Here is an 18,724-nt window from a genome sequence, read left to right as displayed (position 1 = left end):
GAACGGGTCAGGGGGAACGGGTCAGGGAAGCCGGCTCAGGGTCCGACGGCTCCGGCGGGGAGGAGCCCGAACTCGACGAGCTCGTCGTCGGTGAGCAGTCGGCTGCGGATCATGAAGCGCTTGCCCTCGGGTGCTTCGACGCTGAATCCGCTGCCCCGCCCGTCGACGAGGTCGACGGTGAGGTGGGTGTGCTTCCAGTACTCGAACTGGGAGCGGGACATCCAGAAGTCGATCGGGTCCAGGCCGTCGAGCCGGAGCGATTCGACGAGCACGTCCGAGGCGCCGGTGCGGAACATCCCGGCGGGGAAGCACATCGGGGAGCTGCCGTCGCAGCATCCGCCCGACTGGTGGAACATGAGCGGCCCGTGCAGAGCCGCCATCCGGCGGAGCATGCCCGCCGCCTCCGCAGTGACGTCGACCCTCGTGGAGGTCATGGGTGGTGCTCCTTCGCTCGTGGTGCGGAATGTCTGTGTGCGCCCGACCGCTGACGCCGGACACTCCTCCGGGCGGCGTCTCGATACGCCGCTGCGCGGACTACTCGATCAACATGAGGGGGCGCCCCCTCGTCCGATGCCTCGCCCGAAGAGCCGAGCACCGTTCTCCCGCGCGTCGCGAGGTGCCTCGCCCGAAGGGCCGAGCACCGTCCTCCCGCGCGCCGTCAGGTGCCTCGCCCGCAGGGCCGAGCACCGTCCTTCCGCGCGTCGCCAGGTGCCTCGCCCGCAGGGCCGAGCACCGTTCTCCCACGCGTCGCCAGGTGCCTTGCCCGCAGGGCCGAGCACCGTTCTCCAACGCGTCGCCAGGTGCCTCGCCCGCAGGGCCGAGCACCGAACGGCGGATCCGCGTGCCAGCGGATCCGTCTCGGTGCGGACGCTCCCCGCTCCTCCCCACCCGGCCACATCGGCGAGCCGACCGCGGCACGGGCGACGAGGAACGAGGAGCCCGTGCGAACCAGCTCAGAAGAAGCCCATCGGTCCTTCCGCGTAGGAGACGAGGAGGTTCTTCGTCTGCTGGTAGTGGTCGAGCATCACCTTGTGGTTCTCGCGTCCGATGCCCGACTGCTTGTAGCCGCCGAACGCCGCGTGCGCGGGGTACTGGTGGTAGGTGTTCGACCAGACGCGGCCTGCTTCGATGGCCCGGCCTGCGCGGTAGAGCTGGGCGCCGTTGCGGCTCCACACTCCGGCGCCGAGGCCGTAGAGGGTGTCGTTGGCGATGCCGATCGCGTCGTCGAAGTCGTCGAAGGAGGTGAGGGCGAGGACGGGTCCGAAGATCTCCTCCTGGAAGATGCGCATCGAGTTGCGGCCCTCGAACACCGTCGGGTTGACGTAGTAGCCGCCGCTGAGCTCGCCGCCGAGGTCGGCGCGGTCGCCGCCGATGAGCAGCTTCGCCCCCTCCTGCTTGCCGATGTCCATGTAGGAGAGGATCTTCTCGAGCTGGTCGTTCGAGGCCTGGGCGCCGATCATCGTGGCGGTGTCGAGCGGGTTGCCCTGTTTGATCCGCTTGACCCGCTCGAGGCCGTCTCCGACGAAGTCGTCGTAGATCGAGCGCTGCACGAGCGCCCGCGACGGGCAGGTGCAGACCTCGCCCTGGTTGAGGGCGAAGAACGAGAAGCCCTCGAGCGCCTTGTCGTAGAAGGAGTCGCGTTCCGCGGCGACGTCGGCGAAGAACACGTTGGGGCTCTTGCCGCCCAGCTCCAGCGTCACCGGGATGAGGTTCTCGCTGGCGTACTGCATGATCAGGCGGCCGGTGGTCGTCTCGCCGGTGAAGGCGATCTTGCGGATGCGCGGGTGGGAGGCGAGCGGGGCGCCCGCTTCGAACCCGAATCCGTTGACGACGTTGAGCACGCCGGCGGGGATGAGGTCGCCGATCAGGTCGAGCAGCACGTGGATGGACGCCGGCGTCTGCTCGGCCGGCTTCAGCACCACGCAGTTGCCCGCGGCGAGCGCCGGCGCGAGCTTCCACACGGCCATCAGGATCGGGAAGTTCCAGGGGATGATCTGCCCGACCACGCCCAGCGGCTCGTGGAAGTGGTACGCGATCGTGTCGTGGTCGATCTCGGAGACGCCTCCCTCCTGCGCGCGGATCGCTCCGGCGAAGTAGCGGAAGTGGTCGATCGCGAGGGGGATGTCGGCGGCGAGGGTCTCGCGCACGGGCTTGCCGTTCTCCCACGTCTCGGCGACGGCGAGCAGCTCGAGGTTCGCCTCCATGCGGTCGGCGATCTTCAGGAGCATGTTCGAGCGCTCGGCGGGGCTGGTCTTCCCCCAGCTCGCGAACGCCTTCCAGCCCGCCTCGACGGCGCGGTCGACGTCGGCGGCGGTGCCGCGGGCGATCTCGCAGAAGGGCTTCCCGGTGATCGGGGTGATGTTCTCGAAGTACTGGCCGCTCGCGGGGGCGACGTACTCGCCTCCGATGTAGTGGTCGTAGCGCGAGCGGAAGGAGGCGGCGGATCCCTCCGTGCCTGGATTCGCGTAGACCGTGGAACCCGGCTCCTGCGGTGCCTGCTCGGCGACCTGGTCGGCGTACAGCGTCATGTGGACCTCCATCGACGTCGTTGTCGTGGGCGCGGGGTGGGCGCCCGGTCCTGACGCTACGTCGCGGGGGGTTGCACGACGTTGCACGGGCCGACGCACCGGCGGGAGCGGCGAGGACGGAGGCCGAACCGGCCGGGCGGAGACGCGGCCGCCCGAGGAGGACGGCCCCGCGACCCCGGACCTCAGACGCTCGCGAGCAGGCGCTGGGCGATCCGGCTCATGTAGACGCCGTAGGTCACCGTGGCCGCTGCGGCCCCCGCGCCGACCCAGGACCACACCTGCGGCCAGGCGGAGCCGTCGACGAGGACCACGACGACTCCGATCGCTCCGACCAGCGTCGTCCAGGTGGCGAGCCAGAGGTCGAGGGTCCGGCCGAAGATCCTCGCCATCGGGTAGAAGTGCAGGCCCACGATCACGGCGATCGCCGGCACGAGGAAGCGGTCGAGCCCGGTGCCGGTGAGGACGCCCACCGCGACACCGATCAGCACGCCCTCCGCGGCGAAGACCGCCCCGAAGAGCACGCCGTTCGGCTTCGCCGCGCGATCGGCGTCGGTGAGCTCCACCGCCATCCTCCGCCGGGCGACGAGGAGGCGGACGGCCTGCACGGCGAAGACCACGGCCGCGAGCGCGCAGAGGGTCACGGCGGTCGTCGCCGCCGGTGCCGGCCAGCCGACCGTGGTGTCGCTCGCCCACCACATCGTGAAGACCGCCATCAGGAGCAGGCCCCCCGCGACTCCGCTCGCGAGAGCCCGGGGAGGTGGTGCGAGGGTGCTCATGCGTCGAGGCTAGCGAGACGGCTCCGCGGCCGGACGGCTCCGGCGGCACTCCCGGGAGCGACCGGAACGGCTCAGCGCTGCTCCGCCTCGATCGTCTCGAGGTGCGCGGCGACACCGGCACGCCGCGGCGAGCGGGGCGGGAGGACGCGCAGGAGCTCCCGCCACACCTCCGCGTCGTCGCGGCCGTCCGGGCCCTCCGCCCAGGCGAGGAGGGTCGCGGGCGCCGCATCGGCGAGGACGCTCGCCCGCACCCGCAGGCGCAGCTCGCCGGCGATCGCCCGGATCCCCGGCGCCTCGGACGAGGGCAGCGGCGCGCCCCGGTAGGCGTCCAGGGCGAGGCGGTGGGAGCCGCGGTCGAGCAGGCCCAGCACCTGGCGGGCGTCGAGGTCGACCGGGCTCGCCAGGCGGTAGGGGCGCGAGAGGGGCACCAGGCGCGGGAGGGTCGGCTCGAGCGCGCGGCGCAGCCGCACCATCTCGGCGCGGACGGTGACCACCGCGTCGTCCCGGCCGTGGAGCAGGAGGGCGAGCTGCTCGGCCGAGAGCCCGGCCCGGTGCCAGGCGAGCAGGGTCAGGATCTCGGCGTGCCGGGTGCTCAGCTCGAGCGTCGCTCCGGCGGCCGTCACCAGGCCCGTCTCGCGCCCGAGGACCCGCAGGCTCGGCGCCCGGGCCGCCGCCGTGCTCCGTGCAGCGGGCCGCCGCGGGCGGAGGAGCCGCTGCACCATCAGCTCGCTCTCGACGGCGGCGGCGGTCGCCTCCATCAGCGGGAGGGTCTGCGGGGCGACGACGTCGGCGCCGCCGGTGATGTCGATCACTCCGAGGATCTCGTGCGTCTCGGGGTCGTGCACGGGGACGGCGGTGCAGCTCCACGGGTGCACGAGCGAGGCGAAGTGCTCGGCGCCGTGGATCTGCACGCCGTGATCGAGCACGAGGGCCGTCCCCGGCGCGGACGTCCCGACGTCGGGCTCGGCCCACGCCGCGCCCTCGACGAACGACATCCCCTCGGCGAGGCTCTTGAGGTGCTGGTCCCCGTCGATCCAGAGCAGCCGCCCGAGCGCATCGCCCACCGCGACGAGCACGCCGCTGTCCTCGTCGGCGTCGCGCACCAGCAGGCGGCGGATCACCGGGAGGACCGAGGCGAGCGGATGCCCGGTGCGGTACTCGCGGAGGTCGTCGCCCGAGAACGAGAGCGGTGCCGTCAGCCGGTCCGGATCGAGGCGCCGCCGCCGTGCGCGCTCCCACGACTCCTCGACCAGCGCGCGCCGCCGACCGCTGCCAGGGCGGGCCAGCCACGGGTTGGTCATGCGCTCCGCCTCGTCGTCGGGTCGGTGGGACTCGACGCTACTCCGCGGAGCGCGGCGGCGCCTCTCTCCGCGCACCGGAACGGCCGCGCCCCCGCACCGCCAGCAGCAGCACCGCCGCCACCAGCACGGCGACGCCCAGGACGGCTCCCGCGGTCAGGCGCTCCCCCAGCACCGCCACGCCGAGGAGGGTCGCGGTCGCCGGCTCGAGAAGGGTGAGCGTCGAGACGGTCGCCGCGGGAAGCACTCGCAGGCCGCGCGCGAAGAAGGTGTAGGCCACGGCGACCGTCACCACTCCGAGCCAGAGCACGGCCGGGATCGAGCCGGAGAGCCGCGACGGATCGCCCAGCAGCAGGAACGGGACCGCCAGCAGCGCCGCGGCTCCGAACTGGGCTCCCATGGCGGCGACGGGGCTGAGCCCGCGCTCGAGCAGCAGCTTGCCGCAGACGGCGTAGAGCGCGTAGGAGGCGCCGGCGCCGGCCGAGGCGGCGAGGCCGGGGAGCGTCACGCCGCCGGATCCGCCGCCGCTGAGGAGCACCACGCCGACCGCGGCGAGCGCGGTCGAGGCGAACCAGCGCGGGCTCGGCGTCGTCCGCAGGACGAGCCACTCCAGCAGGCCGGTGAAGGCGGGAGCGGAGCCGAGGGCGACGATCGTGCCGACCGCGACTCCGTTCTGCGCGGTGCCGGTGAAGAAGGCGGGCTGGTACGCGGCGACGCCGACCGCTCCGAGCACGACGAGCAGCACGACGGCGCGGGTCGGGCGGGAGCGGCTCCGCCGGCGCAGAGCCTCCACGCCGAGGAGAGCGGCCAGCAGGGCGCCGCCGAGGACGATGCGCGCCGCCCCGAGGAGGAGCGGATCCACGCCCGCCGCTCCGAGGGCCTGGGCGGTCCCCGTCGTGCCGAAGCAGACGGCGGCGAGGAGGACGGCGCCGATCGCCGAGGTCCGGGCCCCGCTCATCCCGCCCTGCTCCCCCGGCCGCCTGATGACCGGCTCCCAGTGTCCCAGGGATGGGCGCGTGCTCTTCCGCCTCTCGCACCGGGGGCCCAGGATGGAGGGACCGGACTAGCGGAGGAGCACGACGTGGGCATCGCGGAACCGTTCGACCTCGAGGACCACCACCGCAGCGCGCACGGCGCCCTGCGCGAGCACTTCTCGGTGCGCGAGTTCGAGGAGGTGCCGCTGGACCGCGAGGCCATCGTCGCCACCGCGTACCTGCGGGCGATCGAGCACGCCACCGTGGCCCGGGTGCTCCCCCTCGCGCGCGCCCACCCCGACGAGCAGGTCCGCGCGTTCGCGTCCGTCTGGGCCGCCGAGCGGCACCGGATCGCCGACGCCCTGGGCGACGTGCTCGCGGCCTCGCCGCAGATCCGCGGCATCGACACCCGCCCGCCGGAGCCGACGGTGAGGTCGCGCCCGCTCCTCGACCGCGCCGCGGCCTCCCTCGCCGGCCCCGTCGCGCTGGCCCTCGCGGTGGACGCCCGGGTCGCGGTGCACGGCTACCGCCGGCTCGCCCGGCTCTCGCTGCACCCCGAGATGGAGCGCCTCGCCGAGACGGTCACGGGCATCCTCGAGCGGCAGGCCGACTTCTTCACGGTGCACGCGGCGGGACGCCTCGGACGCCCGCTGCCGCGCCGGGTGCAGGCGGCCGGCCTGCTCGCCGTGCTGCGCCTTCCGATCGGCGAGGCCGACCTGCCGGAGGCTCTCGCCCGCGAGGGTCGGGAGCTCGTCTTCGGCCGGGACGACGGCGGACTCGACGGGATCGACGCGGGCGTCGTCGCGGCGTTCGCGCTGCCCTGCACGGCGGCCCGGCGGCTCGTCCACCCGTACCGGCCGGTGTCGATCCGTGCCGCGCACCGCCTCGGACGGCTCGCCGCCGACACCCGCGCCGCCGTCACGACCCTGCTGGAGCAGGTGCGCGAGTAGCGGCGGCGCTCAGCCCAGCAACTCGCGCACGTCCTCGGCGGTGATCCCGCCGGTGGCCGCCGCGCCGTCGTCCGACATGACCGCGGCGAAGAGCGCGGCCTTCGCCTCCTTGAGGGCCATCACCTTCTCCTCGATCGTGTCCTTCGCGACCAGGCGGTAGACCATGACCGAGCGGGTCTGGCCGATGCGGTGCGCACGGTCGACCGCCTGCGACTCGGTGGCGGGGTTCCACCACGGGTCGAGCAGGATGCAGTAGTCGGCCTCGGTGAGGTTGAGCCCGAAGCCGCCGGCCTTGAGCGAGATCAGGAACACGCCCGCCGCGCCCGAGCGGAACCGCTCGATGACCTCGTCGCGCTTCTTCGTCGCTCCGTCGAGGTAGGCGTACTCGATGCCCGCCGCGTCCAGCCGGCCGCGGACCCGGCCGAGGAACCGCGTGAACTGGCTGAACACCAGCACGCGGTGCCCCTCGCCGAGTGCGTCGCCCAGCAGCTCGTCGAGCAGGTCGAGCTTGGTGGAGGGCACGCTCTCGTGCGCCTCGTCGACCAGTGCCGCGTCGAGCGCGACCTGGCGCAGCACGGTCAGCGCGCGGAAGATCGCGAAGCGGTTCTTCTCGAAGTCGCCGATCAGGCCCAGCACGCGCTGCCGCTCCCGCGCCAGGTACGTGTCGTAGACCTTCCGCTGCTTCGGGCCGAGCTCGACCTCGAGGGTCTGCTCCTGCTTGGGCGGCAGCTCCTTGGCGACGAGCTCCTTGGTGCGCCGCAGCATCAGCGGGCGGATGCGCCGCCGCAGCTGCGAGAGCTTCTCGCTGTCGGCCTCGCGCTCGATCGGCTTCTGGTAGAACTCGACGAACCCGGCGGGCGAGGGGAACAGGCCCGGAGCGACGATCGACAGCAGCGACCAGAGCTCCATCACGTTGTTCTCCATCGGCGTTCCCGTGATGGCGAGCTTGAAGGGCACGTCGAGCCGGCGCGCGAGCTGGTGCGTCGCCGACTGGCGGTTCTTGACGAACTGCGCCTCGTCGAGGAGGAGCCCCGACCACTGGATGCCCGAGTACGACTCGTAGTCGAGCCGGAACAGGGCGTAGGAGGTGACGACCAGCTCGGCCTCGCCGATGACGCTCGAGAGCGCCTTCCGCTTCTTCTTCGACGTCTCGTCGATCCCGACGACGCGGAGGTCCGGGGCGAAGCGCTTGGCCTCGCCGACCCAGTTGGGCACCACGCTGGTGGGCGCGACGACGAGGAACGGGCGCGGCGAGGTGCCCGCCTCCGCGGCCGCGGCGCGCTGCTCCTGCATCACCCGGGTGACCAGGGCGAGGGACTGCACGGTCTTGCCCAGGCCCATGTCGTCGGCGAGCACGCCGCCGAGCTGGTTGTCGTAGAGGAACGAGAGCCAGTCGTAGCCGAGCTGCTGGTAGGGCCGCAGCTCCACGGCGAAGCCCTCGGGCAGGACCCGCGACTCCAGCGCACCGGTCGCGGTGAAGCCGGAGAGCCCCTCCACGGAGCGGCGCCACGCGGCGGCCTGGGCCTCCACGACGCCCAGCTCGACCAGCTCGTCCCAGAGGGAGGACTGGAACCGGCTGATCCGCAGGGTCTCGCCGGGGTCGTCCGAGAGCTCGCGGGCCTCGGCGATCAGCTCGCGGAGGCGGCCGAACCGCTCGTCGTCGAGGGCGAAGTAGACGCCGCTGGGCAGCACCATGTACTCATCGCCGCGGGCGAGCGCGAGGAAGATCTCGGCCAGCGGGACCGCCTCGTCGTTGACGGTGACGGAGATCTCGAGGTTGAACCAGTCGCGGCTGTCGGGCTGGGCGACGGTCTGCACGGCGACCACGGGCGCGGTCTGCGCCTCGCGGTACTCGACGCGCTCGCCGATCTCCTCGATCTCGACGGTGCCGAGCTCGCGGAGCCGCTCGACCTCGCCGGTGAGGAAGCCGACGGTCTGCATGCCGCGCAGGTCGAAGGTGGGGCGCAGGCGCCTGCTCGACGGGGACACCAGGGCGGGCGTCGACTCCGGGTCGAGACCCGCTCCCACGAGGGAGTCGAGGATCCGCTGCTCGGCCTCGGGGTCGCGGTAGCCCGCGTCCTCGCCGACCCGCAGCGGGAGCCGCTCGGCGTCCACGCCGCCGCGCGCTCCCTCCACTCCGTAGCGCCACCACCACGAGCCGCGCAGGCCCGCGCCGTCGGTGTGCTCGAGGGTGAGGCCGAGGCGCGGCTCGGGCACCGCGGGCGCCTCGAAGGAGCCGTCGCGGGAGACGATGTCGAACAGCCGGTGCAGCCGCTGGTAGTGCTCGGTGAGGAACGCCGACTCCTCGGCCACCGGGATGCGGATGGCCTCGCGGCTCCAGAGGAACGTGCGCGCGGAGGACAGCAGCGGCGCGGCGAACGGGATGAGCGTGACCGGGCGGGCGCGCATCTCGTCGCCGCCCTCCCACGTGTAGAGGCCGACGGCCGGGTCGCCGATGAAGCCGAACTCCTCGGGCGCCGGGTGGTCGCCGATCGCGACGAGCGAGCGCAGCTCGAGGCCGGCGGCGGTGCGCGTGACGTCGATGGAGGCGGTGGCCGTCGTGTCGAGGATCTTCAGCGGCGTCTGGTCGCGGTCGCCCATCACCAGGCCGATGCCCGCGCGGACGGCGCCGTGCAGTGCCGCCCAGATCGCCTCGCTCCGGCACTGGTCGAGGTAGAGCCAGGTGTCGGGCGAGTAGTAGCTGGAGGCGCTGTGCCCGGAGAGCAGGCCCTGCATCTCGCGGATCACGTCGATCTGGCGCTCGTCGTAGTCGTGGCTGTAGTGCAGGTAGCCGAGGTCGCGCCAGCTGGTGCCGGTGCGGACCCAGCGGTCGCGGTCGCCCATCCGCACCGGGCGCACGCCCAGGCGCGGGCGCGGCTCGGGCGGCGGCCGGTAGGAGTTGTAGCGGCCGGGCGGGCGACGCACGGGCTCGCCGGGCAGCAGCTCGAACTGCAGGCCGAGCGGGATGCCGGTGTGCGAGCGCTCCGCGCCGGCGAGGAGCGGGGCGAGCGCGCTGCGCCACTCCGGGACGGCGTCGACAGCGGCCTCGCCCGGGAAGGGACCGGCCACTCCACCCTCGCGCTCGCGGCGCAGGGCCTCGATCAGGACGGCGGCGACGTGCTTGCACTCGTGCTTGACCGGGCAGCTGCAGGCGCCGCCGAGAAGGGTCCAGTGCTCGCCCTCGTCGCGGAGCTGCACGCTCACGGCGTACGGCGAGCGCCCGGATCCGCGGACCTGGCCGAAGAGGCGGGTGCGGCCGCCGAACCACTGCAGCTCGCGCACGCGGCCCTCGTCCGCGTACGCGGTGCCCTTCTCGACGGCGGCGGTTCCGACGAGGGCGCGGATGTCCTGCTCGGAGAAGGGCTCGTGGCCGGCGGTCACCGGCCCGGGTGCGGCCGACGGCAGCACCTCACCGGGGGGACTCTGGCGGGCCATGGACCTCACGCTCTCCGCGCTCGAACGAGCGCATCCGTCTATTCAACCCGATTCCGGAGGCGCTGCGAGCCGCGGGCCGGGATCCGTGGAGGACGCACGGCCGTCCCTACGATGGAGGGATGCCCCGTCTGGCCGTCGTCTCGGCGCACACCTCCCCGCTCGAGCAGCCGTCGACGGGCGACGCGGGCGGGATGAACGTGTACCTCGCGGCGGTGCTCCCGGAGCTGGCTGCGCTCGGCTGGGAGATCGAGGTGCTGACCCGCGGTGAGGGCGTCCGGATGCTCGCGCCGGGTGTGCGGGTGGTCGGCGTGCCGGTGCCTGCGGGCGACAAGTACGCGCTGGCGTCCGCGGCGCCGGAGTTCGCGCGCGCCGCGGAGGGGGCCGACGTCGTGCACTCGCACTACTGGGTGTCGGGCCTCGCGGGGGCGCTCACCGGCCGGCCGCACGTGCACTCGATGCACTCGGGCTCGCTCGCGAAGAACGCCCGGCTCGCCCCGGGCGACGTCGCGGAGCCGCAGCAGCGGATCGACGCGGAGCGCTCCGTGCTCGCCTCCGCCGACGCGATCGTGGTGGCGGGCGCCTCGGAGCGGGAGGACGTCGTCAGCGGGTACGGCGCGGATCCCGACCGGGTCGTCGTGGTGCCGCCCGGAGTCGACGCGCGGTTCCGCCCGGGCGGCGGCGAGCGCTCCGGAGTCGTCCTGGTCGGCCGGGTGCAGCCGCTCAAGGGCCAGCTGCTGGCGGTCGAGGCGCTCGCGGCGATGGCGCCGGCGGAGCGGCCGGTGCTGCGGCTGGTGGGCGGGGCGGCACCGGGCCGGGAGTCGTACCTCGACGCGGTGCGCGCCGCGGCGGCTCCGCTGGGAGACCGCGTGCTGATCGAGGGGGCCGCCGACCGCGACCGGGTGGCGGAGCGGCTCCGGAGCGCGCAGCTGGCGCTCGTGCCCTCGGCGGCCGAGACCTTCGGGCTGATCGCGCTCGAGGCGGCCGGCAGCGGCACTCCCGTGCTCGCGCGCAGGACGACCGGCCTGGTGGACGCGGTGCGCGACGGCGGAAGCGGCGTGCTGCTCGACTCCGACTCCCCCGCGGCGTGGGCCGAGGCGATCCTGACCCTGCTGGGCTCGCCCGGCGAGCTGGCGCGACTCGGCCGCGGCGGCGTCGACTGGGCGGCCGCCCACTCCTGGCCGGCCGCCGCCGCCCGGCTGGACGCCGTCTACCGCGGCCTGTCGGCCCGCTGAGGGAACCCCGGACCGTCGAGGGACCCCGCTCCGCCGGATTACCTCGACGGGTCGGGGATCCCTCGATGCAGGGAGGGGGTCAGTCGGCGATGGCGGGCGCCCCGGGGTCGAGGCGGGCGCCGCGAGTGGAGCGGTACCAGGGAGCGAGGCGGTCGGGCGAGACGGCGACCATCGCGGCGCCCGTGAATCCGGCGTCGTTGCCGAAGCGGGCGGGGACGATCTCGGTGCCGATGTCGAGGAAGCGGGCGAACTCGTCGAAGACGTGCGCCGCCGCGCCGCCGATCACGAACAGCTGCGGAGAGAGCAGCATCTCGAGGTGCCGGTAGTAGACGCTGAGGCGACCCGCCCACTCCTCGAGGGTGATGCCCTCGCGGCGGACGGCCGAGAAGCCGACCTGCGGCTCGAAGTCGGGACCGTCGATGTGCAGGTGACCGAGCTCGGAGTTGGGGATCACCACGCCCTCGTGGACGAGCGCCGTCCCGATGCCGGTGCCGAGGGTGGTCAGCAGGAGGAGGCCCTCGCGTCCGCGCATCGCGCCGAACTCGCGCTCGGCGACCCCTGCCGCGTCCGCGTCGTTGACGACGACGACGTCGACCCCGGTCGCCTCCGAGAGGAGGGCCTGCGCGTCGAGCCCGACCCAGCGCTGCGAGACGTGGGTGGTCTGGCGGACGACGCCGCCGCGGACGATCCCGGGGAAGCCGACGCCCACGGGCGTGCCCGCGATCGGCGAGACGTCGCGGACGATGCCGGCGATCGCCTCGGCGAAGTCCTCGGGCTCCTTGCCCAGCGGGTTCGCGACCGCGAAGCGCCGAGCCGCCCGCTCGCCGGTGGTGACGTCGACGAGGGACGCCTTGATCGACGTCCCCCCGATGTCGACGCCGACGGCGAAGCGCGGGAGGAGGCCGTCGTGGGGCTGGGTCACGGATGCTCCGTCTGCAGTGGTGGGCGAGTGCGGGGACTCGCGAAAACGGTCGGCCCGTCGGATCCGGGATCGCGACGAGCCGAAGGCGATTCTACGAGCCGTCAGGTGCGCGCGGGCTCCGAGAGGGCGCGGAGGACGAAGTCGATCACCGGCTCGTAGAGGTGGACGGCCAGCCCGTCGTCGATCGGGACGACCACCTCGATCGAGCCCTGCGCCTCGGCGACGAATACCGCCGGGTCGTTGCAGTCCGCGATCGCGATGACCGGCAGCCCCCGCCGGCCGGCCGCGCCCGCGAAGCCGTGGTCGGCGACGACCAGGTCGGGGCGGACGCCGAGCTCGTCGAGGCGGTCGAGCAGCGCGTCCATCGGCTCCGGCGAGTGCGTGTGCTGCAGCCCTCCCCCGCGGTAGACGCAGGTGACCCCGCCGGTGCACCACAGGGCCTGGTGCTCGTCCGCGAGAGGCACGCGGATGCCGTCGGGGGCGGCGAACGGGAGCGCGTTCACGTCGATCACGCGGGCGCCCCGCTCCGTCGCGGCAGCAGCGAAGCGGCGGTAGACGTCCATCAGGGTCGCGGGGTGCGCGGTGGCGAACAGGAGGAGCGCCCCCTCGCGGACAGCGGCGGCGAACCGCTCGCGGTAGCGGGCGAGCCCCGCGACCGTCAGGCGGGCGTCGATCCGGTCCTGCCCGCTCTCGAAGGAGGGGTCGGTGCTGATCCCCACGCGCTCCCCCATCAGCGCGAGCAGTCTCTCGAACGTCCAGTCCTCGGCCACGTCCACCCCGTAGAGGTGCGCGGGCTCGCGGGCGGCGAGGCCGCGCAGGTTGCCGAGGTTGCTCGCGCGGCCGGTGAGGACGTCCCCGGCGAGGAGGGAGGAGTCGAGGTACGCCTCGAGCTCGGAGTCGGGAAGCGGCATGCGGGACCTCTCGATCGACGGGGAGCTCCCAGGCTACGGGCAATTCAGGTGTTGACATCCGATCCGTCACCGATATATCGTTACTGCATCGCCGACAGATCGGGAGCAGCCGCTCCCGACGGGCGACCGGATCCGATCGAAAGGGATCCCCTCACGACAGAGAGCAGCACACCCATGAACTCCAGGACCTTCTTCTCCGACGACCGCCGCGACTCCTGCGACGGCGACCACTCCTCCCGCCACGAGCACCCCGGCCGCGGACAGCGCCGCGGACCCGGCGGTCACGGCCGCGGCTTCGGGCCCGGCTTCGGCTTCGGCCCGGGCTTCGGCCCCGGCTTCGGCGGCCCCTTCGGCCGCGGCGGAGGACGCGCCCGACGCGGTGACGTCCGCGCGGCCCTCCTCTCCCTCCTCTCCGAGAAGTCCTCGAACGGCTACGGCCTGATCAAGGCCATCGCCGAGAAGACGAACGGATCGTGGCGTCCCAGCCCCGGCTCCGTCTACCCCACCCTCCAGCAGCTCGTCGACGAGGGCCTCATCACGGCCGTCGGCGAGGGCCGCGGCACCGAGTACCAGCTCACGGACGCGGGCGGCACCTACGTGCGCGAGCACGCCGACGAGCTCGACGCGGCCTGGGAGGCCACTCCCGGCGCGAGCGACGCCGATCGCGCCTTCATGGAGAACGTCGGCAAGCTGATGGGCGTCGTGCAGCAGTTCCGCGGAGCGACCGAGGCGCAGCGCGCCGCCGCGTCCGCCAAGCTCGACGAGACCCGTCGCGCGCTGTATCTCATCCTCGCCGACTGACCTCGGCTCCCCTCCCGCGATCCGTCGCGGGAGCCCCCGGACGGACGGGACCCCTCGCCTCGGCGACGGGGTCCCGTCCGTTCCTCTGTCTCGGGAGCCGGCGCCTCAGCGGGCGGCGGACAGACGGGCCAGTCCCTCGTCGAGGGTGACCGACGGGCTCCACTGCAGATCGGCGCGCGTGCGGCGCTGGTCGAACCAGTGCGCGGTCGAGAGCTGCTCGGCGAGGAAGCGGGTCATCGGCGGCTCATCGGCGCCGGGCCGCACGGCCCACACGCGCTCGACGAGCGAGCCCGCGGCGCGGGCGACGGAGGCGGGGACGGACCAGCGCGGCGGCTCGACGCCCGAGGCGCGGCAGATCCCGGCGAGCAGCTCGGCGACCGGGCGCGGCTCGCCGTTGGTGACGACGTAGGAGCGGCCGTGCACCTCCTCCGCCCGCCCGAGAGCGGCGACGATCGCCGAGGCGGCGTTGTCGATGTAGGTGGAGTCGATCAGCGCCTGGCCGTGCCCGAGGAGCGGCAGACGGCCGGCGCGCGCCCGCTCGACGATGCGGGCGACGAGCTGGGTGTCGCCCGGACCCCAGACCAGGTGCGGGCGCACGGCGACCACCGCGAAGCCGGGGGCGTCGGCAGCGAGGGCCAGCAGCTCGGCGCGGGCCTTGGTGCGCGCGTAGTCGCCGCGGGCCCGGTCCGGATCGGCGGGCTCGGCGTCGTCGCCGGTGATCGAGGAGCCGGAGTGGGCGACGGAGGGCGACGAGATCTGGACGAAGCGGCTCACGCCGGCGCGGGCGGCGGCGGCGAGCAGACGCCGGGTGCCGTCGATGTTCACGCGGTCGAAGTCGCCAGGATCGCCGGCGAGCGAGACCTTCGCGGCGAGGTGCACGACGCCCTCGGCCGCGTCGACGGCCTCCTCGACCGCGCGCGGATCGGTCAGGGAGCCCCGCGCCTCCTCGACGCCCGCGACCCCGGAGGGCCGACGCTGGAAGGTGCGGACCTCGTGCCCCTGCGCGACGAGGCCCGCGGCCACCGCACCGCCGAGCAGGCCGCTCGCGCCGGTGACCAGGACCCTCACGGCGCCACCATCCGGCCGCCGGCGAGCACGCCCTCGGCCCAGCGCGAGAGCGCGGCCCGGTCGATCTTGGAGTTGTGGCGGATGTCGGTGGGCAGCGCCGGGACGACGAGAACCGCGGCGACGGGCCGGGCGACGGCAGCGCGCACCTCGGCGGCGAGGGCCTCCTCGGCCAGCACCACGCGGCGCGCGCCCGAGCGCAGCTCGACCACGGCGACCAGCTGCGCGACTCCGCGCGGGCCGGCTCCGACGATCGCGGCGCGGGCGACCGAGGCCACGCGCGCCTCGATCCGCTGCTCCGGTCCGACCGGCGTGACGACGCCGTCCGGCGTGACGACGACGTGCGGCATCCTGCCCTCGACCCAGAGGCGGCCGGCGGAGTCGATCCGCCCGACGTCCCCGGTGCGGTGCCAGCGCTCGCCCGGGACGGCGCCGACGCGGGCGGCACGGTCGGTGAGCCAGAGGCGCTCGTAGTGGTCCTCGACGTGACCTGCCGAGACGACGATCTCGCCGGTCGTGCCGGTGATCTCCTCCGGCTCGTCCGTGGCGCGGCCGTCGGCGTCGAGCGGGGCGATCCGCAGCCGGACGCCCGCGGCGGGCACGCCCACGCAGACGCCGCCGCGCGGATCGTCGTCGGAGGCGGCCTCGCGGATGCCCTCCAGCGACGCGTCGGTGAGCAGCAGCCCCTCGGTCATGCCGTAGGGAGTGCGGGCGGAGGCGTTCGGCATGAGCGCCTGCGCCTCGCCGAGCAACCCCGCCGAGACGGGGGCGCCGGCCGAGAGGAAGGTGCGCACGCCGGCGAGGGCCCGGTGGTCGTCGGCGTCGAGCGCGCCGGCGGTGGCCACGACGTTGGCCAGTGCGGCCGGCGAGAGGAACAGCACGGTCGCGTCGACCCGGGCGGCGGCCGCGGCGACGGCGGCCGCGGTGAGCGTCCGGGGCGCGGTGACGTCCATGTCCGGAGTCGCGGAGCGCGTGCCCAGCGCGGGGCCCAGCAGAGCGAACGGCGCGAAGCCCGCGACGAGGCCGGTGCCCGGTCCGATCCCATACTGGCGGGCGAGCGCGTCGCGGACGCCGGAGAGCTGGCGGTGCGTGTAGACGACGCCCTTGGCGGGGCCGGTCGAGCCGGAGGTGAACAGGATCGCGGCCACGGCGTCGGCGGCGGGCGCCTCGCCCAGCGCCTCCGGGTCGGCGGCCAGCTCGGCACGGCCGAGCTCGATCAGCTGCCCGAGCGAGGTGTCGACCCCGAGGGCCGAGGCGGAGGCGCGGGGCAGGGTCTGCGTCGAGACCCGGCCGCCGGGCCAGCGGAGGGCCCGCGCGACGGTGAGGCCGGGCACGGCGCCGACCACCAGATCCGGCCAGGCGCCGCGGACCGCGCGGGTGAGACCGCGCAGGCCCAGGCCCGCGTCGGCGACGACCACGACGGCTCCGATGCGCAGGCACGCGTAGAGCAGCGCCGTCAGGTCGGCGCCGGGCGGCACGAGGAGCGAGACGCGGTCGCCCGGGGAGACGCCGGAGGCGCGGAGCCCGGCGGCGAGCTCGCGGACCCGCTGCGAGAGCAGGCGCCACGAGACCGAGCGGGGCCCGCCGCCTCCGGGAGGCGCCATCTCGACCAGGGCGAGCGAGTCGTCCTGCGCGTTGCGGTCGAGGTGCGCCCAGAGCGGCTCGACCGGCGCGGTCGGGCGTCGGACGTCGGGGGCGGGGTCGCCGCCGAACGGCTCCTCGCCGTCGGAGAGGTCGCCCAGCCAGGTGAGGACGGCGGACGCGTAGTCGACGTCCTCGGCCACCAGGTGGCCCGCTCCCTCGTAGCGGTGGACCTGCGCGTGCGGGAGGCGGTCGACGAGGTCGTCGAGGTAGCGGTCGGAGAAGATCGGGTCCAGCGGGCCCCAGAGCATCAGGGCCGGCGTCGTCAGGGCGCTGACGCCCTCGGCGATGCGCTGCAGCTCCGGGTCGCTCGGGTGCGCGGAGTCGACCGGGATGTCGGCGACGAAGCCGCCCACTCCGCCGCGGCGCGACGCGGACCGGTAGGGCGCGCGGTACCCCTCCTTCACCGCGGAGGGCAGCGCGGGGTGCCCCAGCGCGAGGGTCGTCTCGAGGAAGGCCGGCGTGCCGACCGTCGAGGCGCCGAGCACGCCCGAGGCGAGCGCGAGCCGGAGCGGGGCCGGGATCGGCTCGTCGGCGCTCTGGTGGATCGCGGTGTTCAGGAGCATCGTGGCGCGCAGCTGCTCCGGGTGGTCCACCGCCCAGCCCAGCGAGACGACTCCGCCCCAGTCGTGGCCGAGGGTGACCACGTCGTCGAGGCCGAGCACGTCGGTGAGGTTGGCGAGCTCGCGCACGCGGTCGGCGAGCGTGTGCAGGGCGCCGGTCCGCTCGGAGAAGCCCATCTCGAGCTGGTCGACAGCGACCACCCGCCAGGCGGGGCCTCCGCGGCGGGCGGACTCGAGCGTGGCGGCCGCGAGGCGGCGCCAGAGGTAGGACCAGGTGGGGTTGCCGTGCACGCAGAGGACGGTGCCGACGGGCTCCGTGCCGAGGGCCTCGCCCGTGTCGAGCAGGTGCCAGCGGCGCGGCACGCCCTGGGCGTCCGGAGCGTCGACGAGGCGCGACCACGCGGGATCGAGCCCGTCGAGCCCGGCCGGGGGCAGCTGCGCGGCGGCCGTGGAGCCGAGCGCTCCGCGGATCCGCTCGGCCGGGTGGGGCGCGGTCACCAGGCGATCTCGAGCATCGCGGTGTTGATGCCCGAGCCCACTCCGATGAGCAGCACCCGGTTGCCGGGCTGCAGGGTCTCGGCCTCCTGGGCCAGGGTGATCGGGATCGACGCCGGGCCGACGTTGCCGAGGGTGGGGTAGGTCGTGGGGACGCGGCTGCGGTCGATGCCGACGGCCTTCACCAAGGCGTCGGTGTGCACGTCCGACACCTGGTGCGTGATGTAGCGGTCCATCCCGCTCCAGTTCCAGTCGCGGGTGGCCTCCTTCCACGCCGAGAGGACGAGCTCCATGCCGCCCTTGAGCAGCGCCTTCGCGTCCGTGAACATGCCGTCGACGCTGCCGACGCAGAGCTCGTTGAACTGCGTGGCCGCGCGGGTGATGCCGCCGAGGATGCGGTGGCCCTTGGGGTGCTCGTCGGCCGGGCCGAGGACGGCCGCGGCGGCGCCGGAGCCGAGGGTCAGGCTCGCGAACTCGCTCATGAAGTCCTTGCGCTTGACGCCCTCGCGGCTCAGGCGCTCGATGGTGTTGACCTGGATCTCGTCGGCGTCCTCGCCGTCGATGATGAGCGCGTAGCGGATCTGGCCGGAGTCGATCAGCTGCGCGGCGAGGGTCATGCCGTTGACGAAGCCGAGGCACGCGTTCGCGATGTCGAAGTTGATGGCCGATGAGGGCAGGCCGAGCCCGTGGTGCAGGCGCACGGCGACCGAGGGCTCGAGGTGCTTGCGGGTCACCGACGTGTTGATGATCAGGCCGATCTGGTCGGCGCGGACGCCGGCCTCGGCGAGAGCGCGCTTGCCCGCGTCGATCGCCGCTCCGTCGAAGCCCTGCTCGGAGCCCCAGTTGCGGCGCTCGTGCACTCCGGCGACGCGCTGGAGGAGCCCGGTGGGGAGCCGCAGGCGCTTGAGCGCCGGAGCGAGCCGCGCCTCGATCTCGGCCGAGGTGGTCACGCGCGGAGCCAGCGTGGTCGCGACGGACAGCAATGCGACGTTGCGGTGCGTGGTCGTTGCGTTTCCGTCCAACGGAACTCCCTGTCGAGTTGTCGATCCTGGCATGTGCCTCCGTGATTTTACGCTGTCGTTCAGGCTGCGCTTCCTGGACGCCCGCTGGGCGGTCGCGGAACGCGTCCTCGG

At 74.2% G+C, this 18,724-nt stretch carries 14 protein-coding genes; 3 read left to right on the top strand and 11 right to left on the bottom strand.

The features are described from left to right. Positions 1-35 precede the first annotated feature (35 nt). From C5C71_RS10355 to C5C71_RS10335, 5 genes are all read right to left on the bottom strand, one after another. Positions 36-434, bottom strand: a complete 399-nt coding sequence (locus C5C71_RS10355) for a DUF779 domain-containing protein (RefSeq protein WP_104337632.1) — start codon at positions 432-434, stop codon at positions 36-38. Positions 435-953: 519 nt separating this feature from the next. Further along, entirely contained in the window at positions 954-2,528 is a 1,575-nt protein-coding gene (locus tag C5C71_RS10350; protein WP_104337631.1) for an aldehyde dehydrogenase family protein, read from the bottom strand. 182 nt (positions 2,529-2,710) lie between these two features. Next, positions 2,711-3,304 carry a hypothetical protein gene (locus tag C5C71_RS10345; RefSeq protein WP_104337630.1) on the bottom strand — a complete coding sequence of 198 codons (594 nt, stop codon included), beginning with the start codon at positions 3,302-3,304 and terminating at the stop codon, positions 2,711-2,713. Between the two features lie 71 nt (positions 3,305-3,375). Then, entirely contained in the window at positions 3,376-4,605 is a 1,230-nt protein-coding gene (locus C5C71_RS10340; RefSeq protein ID WP_104224191.1) for a GAF domain-containing protein, read from the bottom strand. Between the two features lie 37 nt (positions 4,606-4,642). Further along, positions 4,643-5,560, bottom strand: a complete 918-nt coding sequence (locus C5C71_RS10335; protein WP_104337629.1) for a DMT family transporter — start codon at positions 5,558-5,560, stop codon at positions 4,643-4,645. A gap of 123 nt (positions 5,561-5,683) precedes the next feature. Here C5C71_RS10335 and C5C71_RS10330 point away from each other — a divergent pair, with 123 nt between their 5' ends. Then, positions 5,684-6,526 (top strand): hypothetical protein, encoded by an 843-nt coding sequence (locus C5C71_RS10330; RefSeq protein WP_104337628.1) that lies wholly within the window; start codon positions 5,684-5,686, stop codon positions 6,524-6,526. A gap of 9 nt (positions 6,527-6,535) precedes the next feature. Here C5C71_RS10330 and C5C71_RS10325 read toward each other — a convergent pair whose 3' ends face one another. Further along, positions 6,536-9,961, bottom strand: coding sequence for a DEAD/DEAH box helicase (locus C5C71_RS10325; protein WP_104224188.1), 3,426 nt, complete (start codon positions 9,959-9,961; stop codon positions 6,536-6,538). A gap of 119 nt (positions 9,962-10,080) precedes the next feature. On the opposite strand from C5C71_RS10325, the gene C5C71_RS10320 reads away from it, so the two are divergent. Continuing rightward, positions 10,081-11,193 carry a glycosyltransferase gene (locus C5C71_RS10320; protein ID WP_104297306.1) on the top strand — a complete coding sequence of 371 codons (1,113 nt, stop codon included), beginning with the start codon at positions 10,081-10,083 and terminating at the stop codon, positions 11,191-11,193. Positions 11,194-11,272: 79 nt separating this feature from the next. Here C5C71_RS10320 and C5C71_RS10315 read toward each other — a convergent pair whose 3' ends face one another. Together C5C71_RS10315 and C5C71_RS10310 are read right to left on the bottom strand one after the other, a co-directional pair. Further along, positions 11,273-12,115 carry an ROK family protein gene (locus tag C5C71_RS10315; RefSeq protein WP_244229583.1) on the bottom strand — a complete coding sequence of 281 codons (843 nt, stop codon included), beginning with the start codon at positions 12,113-12,115 and terminating at the stop codon, positions 11,273-11,275. A gap of 101 nt (positions 12,116-12,216) precedes the next feature. Then, positions 12,217-13,026 (bottom strand): phosphatase, encoded by an 810-nt coding sequence (locus tag C5C71_RS10310; RefSeq protein ID WP_104261467.1) that lies wholly within the window; start codon positions 13,024-13,026, stop codon positions 12,217-12,219. A 174-nt stretch (positions 13,027-13,200) separates the two neighbouring features. Here C5C71_RS10310 and C5C71_RS10305 point away from each other — a divergent pair, with 174 nt between their 5' ends. After that, a complete protein-coding gene (locus C5C71_RS10305; RefSeq protein WP_104224185.1) occupies positions 13,201-13,827 on the top strand; it encodes a PadR family transcriptional regulator in 627 nt (208 codons plus the stop codon). A gap of 105 nt (positions 13,828-13,932) precedes the next feature. Here C5C71_RS10305 and C5C71_RS10300 read toward each other — a convergent pair whose 3' ends face one another. Genes C5C71_RS10300 through C5C71_RS10290 form a run of 3 tightly spaced genes read right to left on the bottom strand, consistent with a single transcriptional unit; the run spans position 13,933 to position 18,646 of the window. Further along, on the bottom strand, positions 13,933-14,895 hold the full coding sequence (locus tag C5C71_RS10300) for an NAD(P)-dependent oxidoreductase (RefSeq protein WP_104224184.1): 963 nt from the start codon (positions 14,893-14,895) through the stop codon (positions 13,933-13,935). Continuing rightward, positions 14,892-17,594, bottom strand: coding sequence for an alpha/beta fold hydrolase (locus C5C71_RS10295; RefSeq protein WP_258068706.1), 2,703 nt, complete (start codon positions 17,592-17,594; stop codon positions 14,892-14,894). The genes C5C71_RS10300 and C5C71_RS10295 overlap by 4 nt, the downstream gene beginning before the upstream one ends. Further along, a complete protein-coding gene (locus tag C5C71_RS10290) occupies positions 17,591-18,646 on the bottom strand; it encodes a 3-oxoacyl-ACP synthase III (RefSeq protein ID WP_104224183.1) in 1,056 nt (351 codons plus the stop codon). The genes C5C71_RS10295 and C5C71_RS10290 overlap by 4 nt, the downstream gene beginning before the upstream one ends. Positions 18,647-18,724 lie beyond the last annotated feature (78 nt).

The organism is Rathayibacter sp. AY1C1 (assembly GCF_002932105.1).
Classification (GTDB): Bacteria; Actinomycetota; Actinomycetes; order Actinomycetales; family Microbacteriaceae; genus Rathayibacter.
The sequence above is the reverse complement of the archived record's forward strand: the minus strand, read 5'-3'. Positions and strand labels throughout refer to the sequence as shown.